Origin of the sequence: Pseudorhizobium endolithicum, assembly GCF_902153245.2 — a bacterium.
Lineage (GTDB): Bacteria > Pseudomonadota > Alphaproteobacteria > Rhizobiales > Rhizobiaceae > Neorhizobium > Neorhizobium endolithicum.
This window is the reverse complement of the sequence record NZ_CABFWF030000012.1, coordinates 99,762-116,605: the sequence shown is the minus strand read 5'-3', so window position 1 is coordinate 116,605 and position 16,844 is coordinate 99,762. Positions and strand designations below refer to the sequence as shown.

16 protein-coding genes and 3 pseudogenes are annotated in these 16,844 nt (G+C 61.9%); 17 read left to right on the top strand and 2 right to left on the bottom strand.

What is annotated here, in order from left to right; translation table 11 throughout:
• Positions 1–44 precede the first annotated feature (44 nt).
• Entirely contained in the window at positions 45–1,709 is a 1,665-nt protein-coding gene (locus RTCK_RS10365; protein WP_142592750.1) for a sulfatase-like hydrolase/transferase, read from the top strand.
• Positions 1,710–1,712: 3 nt separating this feature from the next.
• On the opposite strand, the gene RTCK_RS10360 is transcribed toward RTCK_RS10365, so the two are convergent.
• Positions 1,713–2,699, bottom strand: a complete 987-nt coding sequence (locus tag RTCK_RS10360; protein WP_235988660.1) for a Gfo/Idh/MocA family protein — start codon at positions 2,697–2,699, stop codon at positions 1,713–1,715.
• A 140-nt stretch (positions 2,700–2,839) separates the two neighbouring features.
• Here RTCK_RS10360 and uxaC point away from each other — a divergent pair, with 140 nt between their 5' ends.
• The 7 genes from uxaC (at position 2,840) to RTCK_RS10325 (ending at position 9,238) form a co-directional block, all read left to right on the top strand.
• Positions 2,840–4,249: a glucuronate isomerase gene (uxaC, locus tag RTCK_RS10355; protein WP_142519562.1), complete on the top strand. Its 1,410-nt coding sequence runs from the start codon at positions 2,840–2,842 to the stop codon at positions 4,247–4,249.
• Positions 4,250–4,289: 40 nt separating this feature from the next.
• Positions 4,290–5,267: a TRAP transporter substrate-binding protein gene (locus RTCK_RS10350; protein WP_142519561.1), complete on the top strand. Its 978-nt coding sequence runs from the start codon at positions 4,290–4,292 to the stop codon at positions 5,265–5,267.
• Positions 5,268–5,366: 99 nt separating this feature from the next.
• Positions 5,367–5,927: a TRAP transporter small permease gene (locus RTCK_RS10345; RefSeq protein WP_142519560.1), complete on the top strand. Its 561-nt coding sequence runs from the start codon at positions 5,367–5,369 to the stop codon at positions 5,925–5,927.
• A 5-nt stretch (positions 5,928–5,932) separates the two neighbouring features.
• A complete protein-coding gene (locus RTCK_RS10340) occupies positions 5,933–7,213 on the top strand; it encodes a TRAP transporter large permease (RefSeq protein WP_142522787.1) in 1,281 nt (426 codons plus the stop codon).
• Between the two features lie 8 nt (positions 7,214–7,221).
• Entirely contained in the window at positions 7,222–7,992 is a 771-nt protein-coding gene (locus RTCK_RS10335) for a FadR/GntR family transcriptional regulator (protein ID WP_142592748.1), read from the top strand.
• 34 nt (positions 7,993–8,026) lie between these two features.
• The gene (gene kduI, locus RTCK_RS10330; RefSeq protein ID WP_142592747.1) at positions 8,027–8,875 is read left to right on the top strand and encodes a 5-dehydro-4-deoxy-D-glucuronate isomerase; all 849 of its coding nucleotides are present in this window, start codon (positions 8,027–8,029) and stop codon (positions 8,873–8,875) included.
• 24 nt (positions 8,876–8,899) lie between these two features.
• Positions 8,900–9,238, top strand: a complete 339-nt coding sequence (locus RTCK_RS10325) for a cupin domain-containing protein (RefSeq protein ID WP_142519557.1) — start codon at positions 8,900–8,902, stop codon at positions 9,236–9,238.
• Here RTCK_RS10325 and RTCK_RS10320 read toward each other — a convergent pair.
• Positions 9,207–9,683, bottom strand: a complete 477-nt coding sequence (locus RTCK_RS10320; protein ID WP_142592746.1) for a DUF4112 domain-containing protein — start codon at positions 9,681–9,683, stop codon at positions 9,207–9,209. The two genes, RTCK_RS10325 and RTCK_RS10320, sit on opposite strands and share 32 nt — an antisense overlap.
• A gap of 411 nt (positions 9,684–10,094) precedes the next feature.
• On the opposite strand from RTCK_RS10320, the gene RTCK_RS10315 reads away from it, so the two are divergent.
• From RTCK_RS10315 to RTCK_RS10285, 9 genes and pseudogenes are all read left to right on the top strand, one after another.
• Positions 10,095–10,865, top strand: coding sequence for a DeoR/GlpR family DNA-binding transcription regulator (locus RTCK_RS10315; protein ID WP_142592745.1), 771 nt, complete (start codon positions 10,095–10,097; stop codon positions 10,863–10,865).
• Positions 10,866–10,967: 102 nt separating this feature from the next.
• Positions 10,968–12,482, top strand: a complete 1,515-nt coding sequence (gene glpD / locus RTCK_RS10310; RefSeq protein ID WP_142592744.1) for a glycerol-3-phosphate dehydrogenase — start codon at positions 10,968–10,970, stop codon at positions 12,480–12,482.
• A gap of 41 nt (positions 12,483–12,523) precedes the next feature.
• On the top strand, positions 12,524–13,603 hold the full coding sequence (locus RTCK_RS10305; protein ID WP_142592743.1) for an ABC transporter ATP-binding protein: 1,080 nt from the start codon (positions 12,524–12,526) through the stop codon (positions 13,601–13,603).
• Between the two features lie 2 nt (positions 13,604–13,605).
• Positions 13,606–14,359, top strand: a pseudogene (locus RTCK_RS10300) (ABC transporter ATP-binding protein); the annotation flags it as partial.
• Positions 14,341–14,403: pseudogene (locus RTCK_RS21220) on the top strand (hypothetical protein); the annotation flags it as partial. The pseudogenes RTCK_RS10300 and RTCK_RS21220, both read left to right, overlap by 19 nt.
• Before the next feature lie 30 nt (positions 14,404–14,433).
• Positions 14,434–14,676: pseudogene (locus RTCK_RS21215) on the top strand (ABC transporter ATP-binding protein); the annotation flags it as partial.
• A 2-nt stretch (positions 14,677–14,678) separates the two neighbouring features.
• Entirely contained in the window at positions 14,679–15,545 is an 867-nt protein-coding gene (locus RTCK_RS10295) for a carbohydrate ABC transporter permease (protein ID WP_142592741.1), read from the top strand.
• Between the two features lie 10 nt (positions 15,546–15,555).
• Complete coding sequence (locus tag RTCK_RS10290; RefSeq protein WP_142592740.1) at positions 15,556–16,371, top strand: carbohydrate ABC transporter permease; 816 nt, start codon at positions 15,556–15,558, stop codon at positions 16,369–16,371.
• On the top strand, positions 16,371–16,790 hold the full coding sequence (locus tag RTCK_RS10285) for a DUF2160 domain-containing protein (RefSeq protein WP_142592739.1): 420 nt from the start codon (positions 16,371–16,373) through the stop codon (positions 16,788–16,790). The genes RTCK_RS10290 and RTCK_RS10285 overlap by 1 nt, the downstream gene beginning before the upstream one ends.
• Positions 16,791–16,844: the final 54 nt, after the last annotated feature.

Here is a 16,844-nt window from a genome sequence, read left to right as displayed (position 1 = left end):
GACGGCGCAAAATCGCCTCAGCGGTTGCGCCTTTGGCATGCTCAATGACCGAACATATCGACAAGAAACTTCGGACCCCGGAGCGGGGAAGAGCCGGCGACCATGGCCGGAAAGGCGGCTCGGGCAGGTCCGCATGGCGGAGGATAGCCATCGCTTTCACCGTCATGGCGGCCATACTTGACCTTCCGAGCCGGCTTGCGGATTTTTCCTTCAGCGGGTGGCTCGGCATTCCACTGGAACTTCCGGCGATCGCCCTTGCCGCGCTCCTGCTGCCTCGGGCCGGCTTTGCAATCCTCCGGCCTGCGGTGGTTTCCATCCTGATCCTTCTCCTTTTGCTGAAGCTGGCGGACCTCGGGACGCAGGCCGCGTTCCAGCGACCGTTCAACCCCTATCTGGATCTGAAGATCATCAGCGATGGCTGGGATCTCCTGAGCCGCTCGATCGGGCGGACTGAGGCGGCTCTTGCCCTTGCGGCAGGTATAGCGGCATGCCTGCTCATCGCGGCAACTCTCTTCCGGTCACTGGCGGGATTCCGGCAGATTCCGGCTCAAGCCTCGCGCGTTCTCGCAGCCGCGATGGCCGGGACTTTGCTCCTGGGGTGCGTCATACTCCTCCTGCCTCCGTCGATTCCCCGCGTATCCGCAGATGCCTTACCCCTTCTTCTGAGCCGCGTCTCGATGATCCGCCAATCGATGGCGGACCTCGCCGAATTCCAACACGAGCTCGCCACAGACCCCCTTGCCGCCCTGCCTCCGCAACAGCTTTTCTCGAAGCTGGAGGGAACGGATGTTCTGTTCATCTTCGTCGAATCCTACGGAAGAAGTGCACTTTCGGATCAGCGTTATGCAGGCAGCATCCGAAAAAGACTGGCGCAGATGGAAGCAAGCGCAGCAGCAGCCGGACTGGAAGCCCGCAGCGGCTGGCTGACATCCCCCACCGTCTCGGGTCTCAGCTGGCTTGCGCATGGGGCGCTTCTTTCCGGTCTCTGGACCGACAGCCAGTTGCGCTACGACCGGATGACCGCCAGCCTGCGGCCGACCATCAATGCCCTCTTCCGACGGGCCGGATGGCGGACGACGGCGATCATGCCCGCCATAACGATGGCCTGGCCGGAGAGCGCGTATTTCGGCTATGACAGGGTCCGAGACGCAGAGGGACTGGGTTATCGCGGCAAGCCGTTCAACTGGGTGACGATGCCCGACCAGTACACACTATCGGCTTTCGAACGGTTGGAACGGTCGGGAAGGAGTGGCCCCGTGATGGCGCAGATCGCGTTGATCTCCAGCCATGCGCCCTGGACTCCCGTTCCGCAGATGATCGACTGGGACGACGTCGGGGACGGCAGCATATTTGACGAGCAGGCGCTCGCCGGGGAACCGCCGGCAGTGCTCTGGGCCGATCCCGGCCGTGTCCGGCAGCATTACCTCGCATGCCTCGACTATGTGCTGGAAACGCTCTCGTCCTATATCGAGCGACGTGGCCGGAATACGGTGATGGTCATCGTTGGCGATCACCAGCCGGCCGCCATCATTACCGGCGAGGACGCCTCCCGGGATGTCCCGATCCACATCATCGGTCCGCCGGCTGCCATCGAGCATACGGCCTCATGGGACTGGCCGCGGGGCACGCTTCCGGACGACGACCGGCCGCCGCTTCCGATGAGCGAGTTCCGCGCGCTTTTCGTCCGGACGTTCAGCGGAAGCGGCTGAGCCTCAGACCGGTTCGCGACGACCCGTTTCGGCAGATCGCAACAGGGCACCGATCAGGCGGTGGACCTTGAGCGCCTCCCTCCCGCTGACCCGTGGTGGCCTGCCGCGCTGCACCGCGTCGACGAAATCCTCGATCACCGCTCGATGATGCATGTGGGAGAAGGCCATGGGATCGGCTCCGGCACCACCTCCGACCTCTCCATCGTCCATCTCGATGTCTGAGCCGTCATGGAACTTCGCGATGAGCGTCGCACCTTCGATCCGCGCCATGCCCTTCGTTCCGATCACCTCGATGGAATCCGGAACGCCGGGATAGGCGCAGGTCGTTGCGCTCACGGTGCCTATCGCACCATTCTCGAAACGCACCGCTCCGGCAACGAGATCCTCCGTTTCCATCCGGTGAACGGGTGTCGTCACGGCATAGGCCATCGCCTCGACCGGCAGGCCAGCCACCGAAATCAGGAGGTCGAGCGTATGGATCCCCTGGGTCAGGAGAACTCCGCCGCCGTCCCTTGCCCTGGTGCCGCGACCCGGCTGATCGTAATAGCTTTGAGGCCGCCAGTTGGAGAGCTTGGCGGACGCGCTCACCACCTCTCCGAGCCGGCCATTGGAAACCATCTGAGACAGCGCGACGCTGACGGGCCTGAACCGGTGCTGCAGCACGACAGCCAGGGTGACGCCGGTTTTCTCGGCGGCCTTCACCAATGCCTCGGCATTGGTGAAGGACACCTCAAGCGGCTTTTCCAGCAACACGTGCTGGCCGGATGCCGCCGCCCGTTCCACGAGCTCGCGGTGCGTGTTCGGCGGTGTCAGGATGAGAACTGCGTCTATGGATGACTTGTCGAAGATCGTGTCGACGTCTTCAACAACCGGCATTCCCCATCGGCGGGCGAAAGCCTCGCGCCGATCTGCACTGGGACTGAAGGCTGCCGCGACCTTCACTCTACCTTCCATGTCGTGAAGGCTCTGCGCATGCGGTACCGACGCCATGCCCAATCCAATCACACCAATTCGCATTTCCCCTCCCACTCCTATTTCAAGTCATCATACAAAATACGTATTTTTGTATGTTGACATACCGGCCCCTGCTGCTCTAGCCCTTTCTTGGCCGAGGAGGAGCGGCAACCGGAATGACTTCACTCGTACATGCGGACGTCCTGTTTCCATCCGACCCCGGCATCCGGGCGACGGCGCGCGCGCTTTACCAGACGGTCGCCGGCCTGCCCATCATCAGTCCGCACGGTCACACGGACCCGCGCTGGTACGCCCTCGACGAAGCCTTTGCCGACCCCGCCCAGTTGCTGATCGTCCCGGATCACTACATCTTTCGCATGCTTTTCAGTCAAGGCATTGCCTTGGAGGATCTCGGCGTGCGCCGCCTGGACGGCTCTCCGGTGGAAGCCGATGGTCGCCGGATCTGGAGGCTCTTTGCCGAGAACTACCATCTCTTCCGCGGCACCCCGACCCGGCTTTGGATGGACTATGTCATGTCTTCGCTGTTCCAGATCCACGAACCTCTCGGACCGGAGACCGCGGAGACCAGCTACGAGCAGATCGCGGACAAGCTGCGCCAGCCGGAGTTTCGACCGCGGGCGCTGTTCAAGCGGTTCAATATCGAGGTGATCGCGACCACGGAAGGCGCCCTCGACGATCTCCGCTGGCACCGGATGATCCGTGACAGCGGCTGGGACGGACGGGTCGTCACGGCCTATCGTCCGGATGCGGTGGTCGATCCGGATTTCGAGGGTTTCCCGGCCAATCTCGACCAGTTCGGGCAACTGACCGGCGAAGATACCGGCACCTGGTCCGGCTATCTCGCTGCCCATCGCCAGCGGCGGGCATATTTCAAGTCTTTCGGCGCCACGTCCTCGGACCATGGACATGCCACGGCCGACACGGCGAACCTGTCGACGGCGGAGGCGTCCGCCCTCTTCAACCGGGTGCGCAGCGGCAAGGCCGAGGCCGCCGATCGCCGCCTGTTCCGCGGCCAGATGCTGACCGAGATGGCGAAGATGAGCCTGGACGACGGCCTCGTCCTGCAGATCCATCCCGGCTCCTGGCGCAACCATTCGCCCGCCATGATGACGCGCCACGGGCGCGATATGGGCTTCGACATCCCGACCCGCACCGATTATGTGGGCGCGCTGAAGCCGCTGCTGGACGCGGTCGGGCTGGAAAAGGACCTGACAGTCGTCCTCTTTACACTCGACGAAACCTCCTATGCCCGTGAACTGGCGCCGCTTGCAGGGGTCTACCCGGCCCTCAAGCTTGGTCCTGCTTGGTGGTTCCATGACAGTCCGGAAGGCATGCGCCGTTTCCGCGAAATGACAACGGAGACCGCCGGCTTCTACAACACGGTGGGATTCAACGACGACACGCGCGCCTTCCCGTCGATACCGGCGCGCCATGATATCGCGCGACGAGTGGACTGCGCCTTCCTGGCGCGCCTCGTCGCCGAACACAGGTTGAGGGAAGAGGAAGCCTTCGATCTGGCCAAGGAGCTTGCCTATACGCTGGCAAAGAAGGCGTATCGGCTTTGACTGGCGCGTAGGGCGCCGACACAAACGGGAGGAGAACATCATGTTGCATTTTGGAAAGGTCGCTGCTGCCTTCACGGTCGCAGCAACGCTGTTTGCTAGCACCGCGCTGGCGCAAACAGTGTTGAAGTCATCGGACACTCACCCGGACGGATATCCGACCGTTGAGGGCGTGAAATATTTCGGCGAGCTGATCAAGGAGCGAACCGAGGGCCGCTACGAGGTAGAAGTCTACCACTCCGCCCAGCTCGGCGAGGAAAAGGATACGATCGAGCAGGTTCGCTCCGGCGTTCTCGAACTCAACCGCGTTTCCATGGCTCCCTTCAACGGCACGGTGAAGGAATCAATCGTTCCGGCCCTCCCCTACCTCTTCCGCTCGGAAGAACACATGCACAAGGTCATGGACGGCCCCATCGGCGATCAGATCAAGACCGCCTTCGAAGGAGCCGGTCTCGTGGTCCTGGCCTTCTACGATGCGGGTTCTCGCTCCTTCTACAACAGGACGAAACCCATCAACAGCGTTGAAGACATGAAGGGCCTGAAGTTCCGCGTCATCCAGTCGGACATCTTCGTCGACATGGTCGCCGCCCTCGGCGCCAACGCGACGCCGATGCCCTATGGCGAGGTCTATTCTTCGATCGAAACCGGCGTCATCGACGGAGCGGAGAACAACTTCCCGAGCTACGACACAGCCAAGCACTACGAGGTGGCCAAGCACTTCTCGCTCGACGAGCACACCATCCTTCCGGAAGTCTTCGTGATGAACAAGGCTGCCTTCGACCAGCTGACGCCTGAGGATCAGGAAATCTTTCGCCAGGCCGGAAAAGACAGTGTCGCCAAGCAGCGCGAGCTTTGGGCAGCGAAGGTGAGCGAGTCCCGCAAGATCGTTGAAGAGGCGGGTGCGCAGATCACGACGCCGGAGAAACAGGGCTTCATCGATGCCATGGCCCCCGTCTACGCCAAGCACGTGACAGATCCTGTCCTCGTCAAGATGGTCGAAGACATCAAGGCTGTTCAGTAACGGCCGAAGAGGACGGTTGTTCTTCAGCCGTCCTCCTCCATCTGGCAGGCACTCCTGCCGACGAAACTGCACTCCGGTGAATCAGCATAAGAGCGCACCATGTCCGATCCCCTCAAAGCTGCTGCCGGCTTTCTTGGCCGCATCAATACCCTCGCGCTCTGGAGCGCCGGCATCGGCCTCGTCCTGATGACCGCGTTCGTGGCATGGCAGGTTTTCTGCCGTTACGTCCTCAACGACTCCCCCAGTTGGACCGAGCCCGGCGCTGTCATGCTGATGAGCTGGTTCATTTTCCTCGGCTCGGCGGTTGGCGTGCGGGAAAACTATCATCTCGGCTTCGACGTTCTGCTCTACGTCCTGCCCGGCAGCGGCAAGAAATGGCTGCGCATGATCTCTGACATCGTCGCATTCGCCTTCGGCGTCGGCATGATCTGGTACGGCTGGCAGCTCATCCTGCTGACCTGGAACACGACACTGCCGTCGCTCGGCATTTCAGGCGCTTGGGACTACGCTCCGCTGGTCGGCGGTGGTTTCCTGATCGTGCTGTTCACCCTGGAGCGGATCGTGCTGAGGCTCGCCGGTGCCCCCATCGACGATATCCTGGATGAGGCGCCGCCTGCGGAAGTGGCGGCCGAACTCGACACCGCGAACGTGAAGGCTTGATGCTCATGGAATACTGGATCCTCTTTGGCGTCTTCACGCTTTTGATGCTGATCGGCACCCCGATTGCTTTTTGCCTTGGCGTCGCCAGCTTCGCCACCGTAGCCTATATCGGACTTCCCCCGCTGGTCGTTTTCCAACGGTTGAACTCCGGCATGAGCGTCTTTTCGATGCTTGCCATTCCCTTCTTCATCTATGCCGGCGACCTGATGGTTCGCGGCGGCATTGCCCAGAAGATCGTGGCATTCGCCGCATCCCTCGTGGGCCATGTGCGCGGCGGCCTGGGTCAGGTCAACATCGTGACCGCAACCCTTTTCGGTGGCATTTCCGGTTCGGCAGTTGCGGAGGCAGCCGCCGTCGGTGGTTTGATGATCCCGCAAATGAAGGAAAGGGGCTACGGCGCAGACTATGCTGTAAACGTGACCTCCATGGCCGCGTTGATCGCCCTGCTCCTGCCGCCCTCCCATAACATGATCATCTACTCCATCGCCGCCGGCGGGAAGATTTCCATTGCCGATCTTTTCACCGCGGGCGTTATCCCCGGTCTCCTCTTCGCGCTCGCGTTGATGATCACCGCCTATTTTGTCGCCCGCAGCCGTGGGTACCCGGTGGAATCCTTCCCAGGCTTCCAGGTCGCGCTTCAGCTCGGAGCCGTCGCGATCCCCGGCCTCCTGCTGATTGCCATCATCTTCGGCGGCGTCCGTTCGGGCATATTCACGGCAACTGAAAGCTCCTGCATCGCCGTCATCTACGCGCTGCTGATTACGGTCTTCGTCTACCGGCAGATGACGTGGGAAGGCTTCGTTCACGCCACGATGGGCGCCGTACGCACCACGGCGATGGTGTTGCTCATCATCGGCATGGCAGCCGCGTTCTCGTGGCTGATGGCCTTCCTCAGGGTTCCCGCGGCGTTGATCGCCTGGATGAATACCATTTCAGACAATCCGCTGATCATATTGTTGCTTCTCAATGTCCTGATGCTCTTCCTGGGCACCTTCATGGACATGGGCCCGACGATCATCATCGCAACCCCGATTTTTCTGCCGGTGGCGCAGGCGTATGGGGTCGATCCGGTCCACTTTGGCGTCATCATGATCCTGAACTTCGGCATCGGCCTCAACACTCCGCCCGTGGGCGCGGTGCAGTTCGTCGCCTGTGCGGTGGGCAAGATAACCGTCTGGCAGGCCATGCGCTCGATCTGGCCTTTCTATCTGGCCGGGGTCGTCGTGCTGGGTCTCGTCACCTATGTGCCGGCCATATCGCTGTGGCTGCCGAGCGTATTTCGATAGGTCCTGACATGGCGGCGGATCTCCCTGCGTCCCTGAAGGTCGAGCGAAAGCCGAAGCTATCCGAGAGGGTTGCCTCTACACTTCGCTCGCAGATCATTTCCGGTGAAATGCGCGGGGGGGAAAAACTTCCCACCGAGAGCCAGTTGACGGAAACCTTCGGGGTCAGCCGTACGGTCGTCCGGGAAGCTGTGGCCAATCTGGCCGCCGACGGTCTTGTGGAATCGCGGCAGGGAGCAGGCGTCTTTGTCTGCGAACGCCCCGTCATGGCCTTCGCCTCGATCACCCAGGAAATCGGCATGAAGATTTCCCACGCCCTCAACGTCATCGAGGTGCGGATGGGGCTGGAGATCGAAAGCGCCGGCCTCGCCGCCGCCCGGCGGAACGCCGCCCAGGAGGCCGCCATCCACGAGGCCTTCTTCGAGTTCGATCGCCTGTTGGCCCTCGGCGAGGCCACCGGCCGCAGCGATTTCATGTTTCATCGCGCCATCGCCGCAGCCACCAACAATCCGTTCTATGTCGAGGTTCTCGACGCACTCGGCATGCGCGCCATCCCCTGCGACATCACCTCTCCCTGGGGGACGGAGAGCATACTCTCCCGGGAATACCAGGTGATGCTGCAACGTGAGCATCTCGCAATCCTGAGGGCGATCTCCGCAGGCGACGCCGATGCCGCGCGTGCGGCGATGCGGGCTCATCTCAGCGAGAGCCAGCAACGCTATCGCGAGCGACTAACAGACCAGCAGGCGGAATACCGCTTCGGATCCACGGCCGCTCGCTGAGCGCCCTTTGCCCAACCCCCAGAGCGAGGATGTCATGACATCGAGCCACACAGACTATTCCATCCGCCAGGCCTTCGACCCGGAAGCAGGCGCGCGCATGGGTAGCGCCGAACTGCGCGCCAACTTCCATATCGGCGGTCTGTTCGTTCCCGGTCGTATCAACCTCACCTATACCCACTATGACCGCATGGTCGTGGGTGGCGCCACCCCGCAGGGATCGGCGCTGGAGCTCGAGGCCATAAAGCCTACCGGAACCGCGAACTTCCTCGACCGCCGGGAGATGATCGCCGTCAACATCGGCGGCAAGGGTTCGATCCTGGTCGACGGCGAGACGTTTGCGCTCGATAGCCGGGACATGCTCTATGTCGGCATGGGGAGCAAGGTATCCTTCTCCTCCGACGACGCATCCGCGCCGGCGAAGTTCTATCTTCTCAGTGCCCCGGCGCACCAGAAATACCCCACCAAGCTCATCCGCATCTGCGATGCGAAGCGCCTCGATCTCGGCAGCCAAGCCACCTCCAACGAGCGTTCGATCTTCCAGTTCATCCATGCGGAAGGCGCCAAGACCTGCCAATTGGTGGTGGGGATGACGCAACTTGCGCCGGGCTCGGTATGGAACACCATGCCCTGCCATATCCATGACCGGCGGATGGAGGCATATCTCTACTTCGACTTGGCCGAGACCGCACGCGTCTTTCATTTCATGGGTGAACCGACCGAAACCCGCCACATTGTCATGGCCAACGAGGAGGCGGTCGTTTCACCGCCCTGGTCAATCCACTCCGGATGCGGCACCGCCAACTACGCCTTCATCTGGGCCATGGCTGGAGATAACGTCGACTACACCGACGTCGATGCCGTCCCCATGGAAACGCTGCGATAGGCGCTTGATCTGCGAGGTTTCGACATGACTGCAGCAAAGATCTTTTGCCGGAAGAGCGAGGGCGAGTGGACCGATCTCGGCAGCGGCAACCGCCGCCGCGTTCTCCTGCATACCGATGAACTCATGATGGTGGAGTTCGCCTTCGAGAAGGGCGGAATAGGCGCTCCCCACTCCCATCCTCACGTTCAGGCAAGCTACGTGGCGGCAGGACGCTTCGAGGTGACGGTCGGCGACAGGGTGGATGTCCTGGAAGCCGGCGACGCCTTCATCGTCCCGTCGAACGTCGTCCACGGCGTGAAGGCGCTCGAGGAAGGTCGTCTCGTCGACTCCTTCACGCCCCACCGCGCCGACTTCTTGGGCTAGCATCGAAAGACGGTCCCTGCCGCCGCTCGCGGCCGGGACTTTCCAGATCGGTGGCATCGACCCCAAAGTGCTCGAGGATGATGCCGATATTGCGTCGGTGCGCCTTGAAATAGATGTCGAAGGCATCTCCGAGCAACGGAACGGCGCCGACAACCGCATCCACGGCAATGTTCGTCAGCATGCGCGCCAGTTTCTCCGACGGCAGGCCGAGCCTGCGTCCTTCGTTGACGATGGCGAGTCCGACGATGGCGCCGCTGGCGTCGCCGACGATAGGCAACAGCCCGATCAGGGAATCCGCGCCTAGGCGGGTGCTCGTGCCGGGAACGCGTAAAGCCGTGTCCAGGAAACGGGCCAGGTTGTTCAGGCGACGCAGACGCCTGAACAGATGGGCTCGTTCGCGACCGAAATCCGTTCCTGCTTTCCAGCTTGCTTCATTCTCGACCATTGCTCGGCACTCTCTCCGCGGGCCACACCGGTAGCGAGTTGAAATGCTTGAAAGCAATGGCGGTTCCTTCGGCTCCGGAACACGCGGACCGTTCGCGCGTTTGCCATCATTCATCCCATGGAGGAGACAATGGGTACCGAACGAGCACCGACCGGGGCTGGCAAGCAATCCGCTCGCGGCCTCGAGGAAAGCGCCGCGAAGGAAGAACAGCGGGTCGAGCATCAGAAAGGATCGGACCTTGCCAAAGGCCCGGATCGCTTCGAAGAGCGTTCCCGTAGCGCTGACGGCCAAAGCGCCGGGGACAAGCAGCATTAGAACCACCATGCCGGCGCCGGTTCAGGCGCTGGCTTTCACTTTCGATCTCGTTCATGATGCGGCCTTTCGTTGCGAAGCCAAACGAAAGGCTACTTCATGTTCCTCACTCCCAGGCAGGCGGAAATCGTCGAACTTGCGAAAGTTCAGGGCCGCATCCTCGTGGAAGACCTTTCGGCACGCTTCTCCGTGTCGCCGCAAACGATCCGCAAGGACCTGAACGATCTGTGCGATCAGCAGCTCCTCAACCGCATCCACGGCGGAGCCACCTTTCCAAGCTCCACCGAAAACATGCAGTACGAGGCTCGCCGGAAGATCGCCGCCCAGGAGAAGCAGGCGATCGGTCTGGCGGCGGCCGGGCTCATCCCGAACAACGCCTCCCTGTTCATCAATATTGGGACGACCACAGAGGCCGTGGGCGAAGCGCTGACCGACCATCAGGAGATGATGGTCATCACGAACAACATCAATGTCGCCAACCGCTTGCGGATACTCCCATCCATTGAAGTGATCATTGCGGGCGGCGTCGTGCGAGGTTCCGACGGCGGCATCGTCGGCGAGGCGGCCGTCGATTTCATTCGTCAGTTCAAGGTCGATTTCGCCGTCATCGGCGCCTCCGCCATCGATGCGGACGGTGCGCTGCTCGATTTCGATTTCCGCGAGGTGAAAGTCGCCCAGGCGATCATCGCCAACGCCCGCCACGTTATCCTGGTTGCCGATTCAACCAAATTCGAACGGACGGCTCCGGTGCGCATCGGCCAGATCACTCAGGTGAAGACGTTCATTACCGACAGCTGCCCAATTCCCTCGCTGCGTCGCCTCTGCCACGAGAACGGTGTCGACCTCATCGAGACGAATGCGGTGAACTAGTGGGGAGACGTTTCATTTGACATTCGATTGAACTTCATATGAAGTGGAGAGACTTTCGATCCAAGCCCATATCAGAAAATACCCGAAATACTGGAACCGCATGTGACTGACCCGGAGTTCGACATCTTCGTGATTGGCGGCGGCATCAACGGATGCGGGATTGCCCGTGACGCCGCCGGCCGGGGCTACAAGGTCGCGCTTGCAGAGATGAAGGATTTCGGCTCCGGCACCTCCTCCGGTTCCACCAAGCTGATTCACGGGGGCCTCCGTTACCTCGAATACTACGAGTTCCGCCTTGTCCGGGAAGCGCTGATGGAGCGCGAGGTTCTGTGGGCGATGGCGCCGCACATCATCTGGCCGATGCGCTTCGTCCTGCCTTTTCACAAGGGCGGAGTGCGTCCCGCCTGGCTGATCCGCCTCGGCCTCTTCCTCTACGATCACCTTGGCGGCCGCAAGCTGCTTCCCGCGACCAGGAGCCTCGACATGAGGCGCGATCCGGCGGGCAGGCCGCTGAAGCCGCTCTTCACGAAGGCGTTCGAATACTCCGACGGCTGGGTCGACGATGCCCGCCTCGTCGTCCTCAACGCGCGGGATGCGGCAGATCGCGGCGCGCTGATCCTCGCCCGCACGAAAGTCGTCTCGGCGCGGCAGGAGAACGGCGCCTGGGTCATCACGGTGGAGAATGGCAATACCGGCACGCGGCGCACGCTGACGGCACGCATGCTTGTCAATGCTGCAGGTCCTTGGGTTGATCAGGTGTTGGCCGGCGTGCTCGGATACGGCGACCGCCGGAATGTGAGGCTTGTGCAGGGCAGCCACATCGTGGTGAAGAAGAAGTTCGCCGATCCACGCGCCTATTTCTTCCAGAATCCCGACAACCGCATCATCTTCGCCATCCCTTACGAAAAGGACTACACGCTGATCGGCACCACCGACCGCGATTTCCACGGCGATCCGGCGGACGTCGGAATAAGTCCCGACGAGATCGATTATCTGTGCGCCGCGGCGAGCGAGTATTTTGCCGCACCCGTGACACGGCAGGATATCGTATGGACCTATTCCGCCGTCCGGCCCCTCTACGACGACGGCGCATCGAAGGCCCAAGAGGCGACCAGGGACTACGTCCTGAAGGTCGAAGATATCGAAGGTGCCCCGCTCCTCAACGTTTTCGGCGGCAAGCTGACCACCTATCGCAGGCTTGCGGAGCATGCCCTGGAGAAGATCGGTGAGCGGATCGGCGCCATAGGTGCTGCGTGGACAGCCGGAAGCCGCCTGCCTGGCGGGGATTTTCCCGTCCAGGGCTACGAGGAACAGGTTCGCCGGCTTTCGTCGGCCTATCCCTTCCTTGACCGACCCCATGCCGAGCGCCTCGTCCGGGCGTATGGAACGGCAGCTTTCGATCTGCTTGGCCAGGCGCGATCCGGAAATGACCTCGGGCAACATTTCGGGGGTGATCTCTACGGCATCGAGGTAGATTGGCTGATGGTCCACGAATGGGCGGACCGAGCCGAAGATGTATTATGGCGCAGGACCAAGCAGGGTCTGCGCCTTTCCGCAGAACAGGTGAATGCATTGGAGGAATACATGGCTGCTGTGCCGGCGGCATCCGTCGGCTAGCCGCATGTGGTCCCCGCGGAGGAGGAGGCCCGGGAACCGTAATGCTGGAACTGCGAAACGTCGAAAAAGTGGTGGCTGGTGAACATCATGTTCATCCGACCAACCTTGCACTTGAACGGGGAACGTTGAACGTCCTCTTGGGACCGACGCTTTCCGGTAAGACGTCGCTCATGCGCCTGATGGCAGGCCTCGACAGGCCGACCGGCGGCTCCATCCATTTCGACGGCAAAGATGTGACGGGCGTTCGCGTACAGGATCGCAACGTCGCCATGGTCTATCAGCAGTTCATCAACTATCCGGCGATGACCGTCTACGAGAACATCGCCTCCCCGATGCGTATTGCCGGAAGGGACAAGGCTGCGATCGACCGCGAGGTGCGGCGCGCCGCCGACCTGCTGAAGCTCACACCCTATCTGGACCGGACCCCGTTGAACCTCTCGGGTGGGCAGCAGCAGCGGACGGCGCTTGCGCGGGCCTTGGTCAAGAATGCCAGCCTGGTCCTGCTCGACGAGCCTCTCGCCAACCTCGACTACAAGCTGCGCGAGGAACTGCGCCTGGAGCTTCCGAAGATCTTCGCCGAGTCGGGGACCATCTTCGTCTACGCGACGACCGAGCCGACGGAGGCGCTGCTGCTGGGCGGCAACACCGCCACCCTCAGCCAGGGAAGGATCACGCAGTTCGGACGGACCATCGACGTCTATCGCCGCCCGGCGGATCTTCTGACGGCAAGGACCTTTGCCGATCCTCCTCTCAACACGATCGAAGTGGGGAAGTCGGAAGCGGGATTGGTGACCCGGGGAGGCGAGGTGATCGCCCTGCCGCCACACTTGTCGGCCGTCCCGGACGGGCCGCTGACGATCGCCTTCCAGCCCCACCACCTGTCCCTGCGCCCGCCTACCGATACCGCAACGCGCCTGCCGGTCACCACGCTGGTCTCCGAAATCGGCGGCTCGGAAAGCTTCGTCCATGTGGACTTCCTCGGAAATCGCTGGGTCATGCTGGAGCACGGCGTCCACGAGATCGCGCCGGACCGGGAGATCGAGATCTTCCTCGACAGCCGCCATGTCATGGCTTTCGGAACGGACGGCAGGGCTCTCAGCAATGCCCGGGAGGACGTGTAGCGATGGCGCGGATTACCCTCGACCATATCCGGCACGCTTACGGGCCCAAACCTTCCGCAGAAAAGGATTACGCGCTGAAGGAAGTCCACCACCAGTGGGAGGACGGCGGAGCCTATGCCCTTCTCGGCCCGTCCGGCTGTGGCAAGACCACCTTGCTCAACATCATCTCCGGCCTGCTGACGCCCTCCGAGGGGCGAATCCTGTTCGACGGCCGCGACGTCACCCGCCTTCCCACCGAAAGCCGGAACATAGCGCAGGTTTTCCAGTTCCCCGTGATCTACGACACCATGACGGTGTACGACAACCTCGCCTTCCCGCTGCGGAACCGCAAGGTGCCCGAAGCAGAGGTCGATCGCCGGGTACGCGAGACGCTTGCGATGATTGACCTGGTGGATTGGGCCGACCGCAAGGCACGCGGCCTGACGGCGGACCAGAAGCAGAAGATCTCGCTTGGCCGCGGCCTCGTGCGCAGCGATGTCAATGCCATCCTGTTTGACGAACCGCTGACGGTCATCGACCCCCATATGAAGTGGATACTGCGTTCGCAGTTGAAGCGTCTGCATCAGACGTTCGGCCACACGATGGTCTATGTGACCCACGATCAGACGGAAGCGCTGACCTTCGCCGAAAAGGTGGTGGTGATGTACGAGGGCGAGATCGTGCAGATAGGCACACCGGTCGAGCTTTTCGAAAAGCCCCGCCATACGTTCGTAGGATATTTCATCGGATCACCGGGCATGAACCTGCTGCCGGCGGAACTGTCGGGAGCCTCCGCAACGGTGGGAAGGCAGACTATCCCGCTCTCCTCCGGCCCCACCGTGGTACCGGAAGCAAGGGTGGAACTTGGCATCCGTCCGGAATACGTCCGCATCGGCAGGGAAGGCTTGCCCATACAGGTCACCAAGGTGGAGGACGTCGGGCGACAGAAGATCGTCCGCGCCCTGTTCGAAGGCGTGCCGCTCGCCGCCATCATCTCCGAAGATCAGGAAATTCCTGCGGATCCGCGGGTCGTCTTCGAGCCGCACGGGATCAACATCTACGCCGACTCCTGGCGTGTAGAGGCGGGAGGCTGACCATGGACAAGCCGTGGAACAACAAAGCCTGGTTCCTGGTGCTGCCGGTACTGCTTCTCGTCGCCTTCTCGGCCATCGTGCCGTTGATGACGGTCGTGAACTATTCGGTGCAGGATACCTTCGGCAACAACGAGTTCTTCTGGGCCGGCACCGACTGGTTCCGCGACATCCTGCATTCCGGCCGCTTCTGGGATGCTCTCGGTCGCAACCTGATCTTCTCCTTCGTGGTCCTGGCCATCCAGATTCCGCTCGGCATCTTCATAGCGCTGAACATGCCGAAGCACGGGATCGGCGTACCGGTATGCCTCGTGCTCATGGCATTGCCGCTGCTCATTCCCTGGAACGTCGTCGGCACCATCTGGCAGGTCTTCGGGCGCGTCGATATCGGCTTTCTCGGCCATTACCTGCGCGTGCTGGGCGTCGACTACAACTACACGCAGGATCCGGTGGATGCCTGGGCCACCGTAATCATCATGGACGTCTGGCACTGGACGAGCCTTGTCGTGCTGCTCTGCTATGCCGGCCTGGTCTCCATCCCGGACGCCTATTACCAGGCAGCCAAGATCGATGGCGCGTCACGCTGGTCCGTCTTCCGCTACATCCAGCTTCCGAAGATGAAGCGGGTCCTGCTGATCGCCGTGCTTTTGCGCTTCATGGACAGCTTCATGATCTATACCGAACCCTTCGTCGTGACCGGCGGCGGGCCGGGCAATTCGACGACGTTCCTGTCGATCGACCTCGTGAAGATGGCCGTCGGCCAGTTCGACCTCGGCCCGGCCGCGGCCATGTCGATCATCTACTTCCTGATCATCCTGCTACTGTCATGGGTCTTCTATACCGTCATGACCAGCCACGACACGCAGCGATAGGAGAGAGGCCATGAGCACGAACGTCACGCCGCGCTGGTCCTGGATCGTCCCGACCCTCTACATCGTCTTCCTGATCTTGCCGATCTACTGGCTCGTCAACATGAGCTTCAAGACCAATTCCGAGATCCTGGGGGCATTCTCGCTCTGGCCGCAGAATCCGACGCTCAGGAACTACTGGGTGATCTTCACCGACCCTTCCTGGTACAATGGTTACATCAATTCGATCATTTACGTGGTCTTGAATACCGTGATTTCGGTTACCGTCGCGCTGCCGGCCGCCTATGCCTTCTCGCGTTACCGCTTCCTCGGTGACAAGCACCTGTTCTTCTGGCTGCTGACCAACCGCATGGCGCCGCCTGCCGTCTTTGCCTTGCCGTTCTTCCAGCTCTATTCCGCCTTCGGCCTGATCGATACGCATATCGCCGTGGCTATCGCCCACTGCCTCTTCAACGTCCCGCTGGCCGTGTGGATCCTGGAAGGCTTCATGTCCGGCGTACCGAAGGAGATCGACGAGACCGCCTATATCGACGGTTACTCCTTCCCGCGCTTCTTCGTGAAGATATTCATGCCGCTGATCGCCTCCGGCATCGGCGTGGCCGCCTTCTTCTGCTTCATGTTTTCCTGGGTCGAGCTTCTGATCGCGCGCACGCTCACCACCACGGACGCCAAGCCGATCGCCGCGACGATGACGCGTACCGTCTCCGCCTCCGGCCTCGACTGGGGCGTGCTGGCGGCAGCCGGCGTCCTGACCATCATCCCGGGTGCGCTCGTGATCTATTTCGTCCGCAACTACATCGCCAAGGGCTTCGCCCTGGGGAGGGTATGATGGCTGCAGCATCCGCCTCGAACCGACGCTGGCCGATCGCCCTCGGGGTCGTCCTTCTCCTCTACTGTGCGGCGGCTCTCTGGATGGCCTTGTCCCTCCCGGTGGAAGACGGAGAGCGGGACTGGTTCGCGCCGCTCGTGCCGGGAGGCTGGATGGCTTGGTCCTTTCCCACGGCAATGTTCTTCCTGACGATTTTCGCCCTCCTCGCCCTCATGGCGGTGTGGGAATATGCGCGGCCCGGCGGACATCCCCGTATCGGTATTCTGCGCTTCGAAACGACCCGTGGCGACCGGCTGTTCATATCGCTGCTCGGCTCGGCCTTCATCCATCTCGCATGGCTGGGACTGTTCGACCTCAGCCTGTGGTGGGCTCTTGCCCTCAGCGTCCTCTACGCGATCGTCGTGTTCAGGACAGTCTGAGGCAAGCGGATACGGAGGCGGAAAGCCCGGCCTCCACGTGAATGAGTGCAATCG

What these genes read in the sequence shown, in the direction of transcription:
- RTCK_RS10365 (WP_142592750.1), top strand. Translation starts at nt 45, where the DNA reads ATGACCGAACATATCGACAAGAAACTTCGGACCCCGGAGCGGGGAAGA.
- RTCK_RS10360 (WP_235988660.1), bottom strand. Translation starts at nt 2,699, where the DNA reads ATGGCGTCGGTACCGCATGCGCAGAGCCTTCACGACATGGAAGGTAGA.
- uxaC (WP_142519562.1), top strand. Translation starts at nt 2,840, where the DNA reads ATGACTTCACTCGTACATGCGGACGTCCTGTTTCCATCCGACCCCGGC.
- RTCK_RS10350 (WP_142519561.1), top strand. Translation starts at nt 4,290, where the DNA reads ATGTTGCATTTTGGAAAGGTCGCTGCTGCCTTCACGGTCGCAGCAACG.
- RTCK_RS10345 (WP_142519560.1), top strand. Translation starts at nt 5,367, where the DNA reads ATGTCCGATCCCCTCAAAGCTGCTGCCGGCTTTCTTGGCCGCATCAAT.
- RTCK_RS10340 (WP_142522787.1), top strand. Translation starts at nt 5,933, where the DNA reads ATGGAATACTGGATCCTCTTTGGCGTCTTCACGCTTTTGATGCTGATC.
- RTCK_RS10335 (WP_142592748.1), top strand. Translation starts at nt 7,222, where the DNA reads ATGGCGGCGGATCTCCCTGCGTCCCTGAAGGTCGAGCGAAAGCCGAAG.
- kduI (WP_142592747.1), top strand. Translation starts at nt 8,027, where the DNA reads ATGACATCGAGCCACACAGACTATTCCATCCGCCAGGCCTTCGACCCG.
- RTCK_RS10325 (WP_142519557.1), top strand. Translation starts at nt 8,900, where the DNA reads ATGACTGCAGCAAAGATCTTTTGCCGGAAGAGCGAGGGCGAGTGGACC.
- RTCK_RS10320 (WP_142592746.1), bottom strand. Translation starts at nt 9,683, where the DNA reads ATGGTCGAGAATGAAGCAAGCTGGAAAGCAGGAACGGATTTCGGTCGC.
- RTCK_RS10315 (WP_142592745.1), top strand. Translation starts at nt 10,095, where the DNA reads ATGTTCCTCACTCCCAGGCAGGCGGAAATCGTCGAACTTGCGAAAGTT.
- RTCK_RS10305 (WP_142592743.1), top strand. Translation starts at nt 12,524, where the DNA reads ATGCTGGAACTGCGAAACGTCGAAAAAGTGGTGGCTGGTGAACATCAT.
- RTCK_RS10295 (WP_142592741.1), top strand. Translation starts at nt 14,679, where the DNA reads ATGGACAAGCCGTGGAACAACAAAGCCTGGTTCCTGGTGCTGCCGGTA.
- RTCK_RS10290 (WP_142592740.1), top strand. Translation starts at nt 15,556, where the DNA reads ATGAGCACGAACGTCACGCCGCGCTGGTCCTGGATCGTCCCGACCCTC.
- RTCK_RS10285 (WP_142592739.1), top strand. Translation starts at nt 16,371, where the DNA reads ATGGCTGCAGCATCCGCCTCGAACCGACGCTGGCCGATCGCCCTCGGG.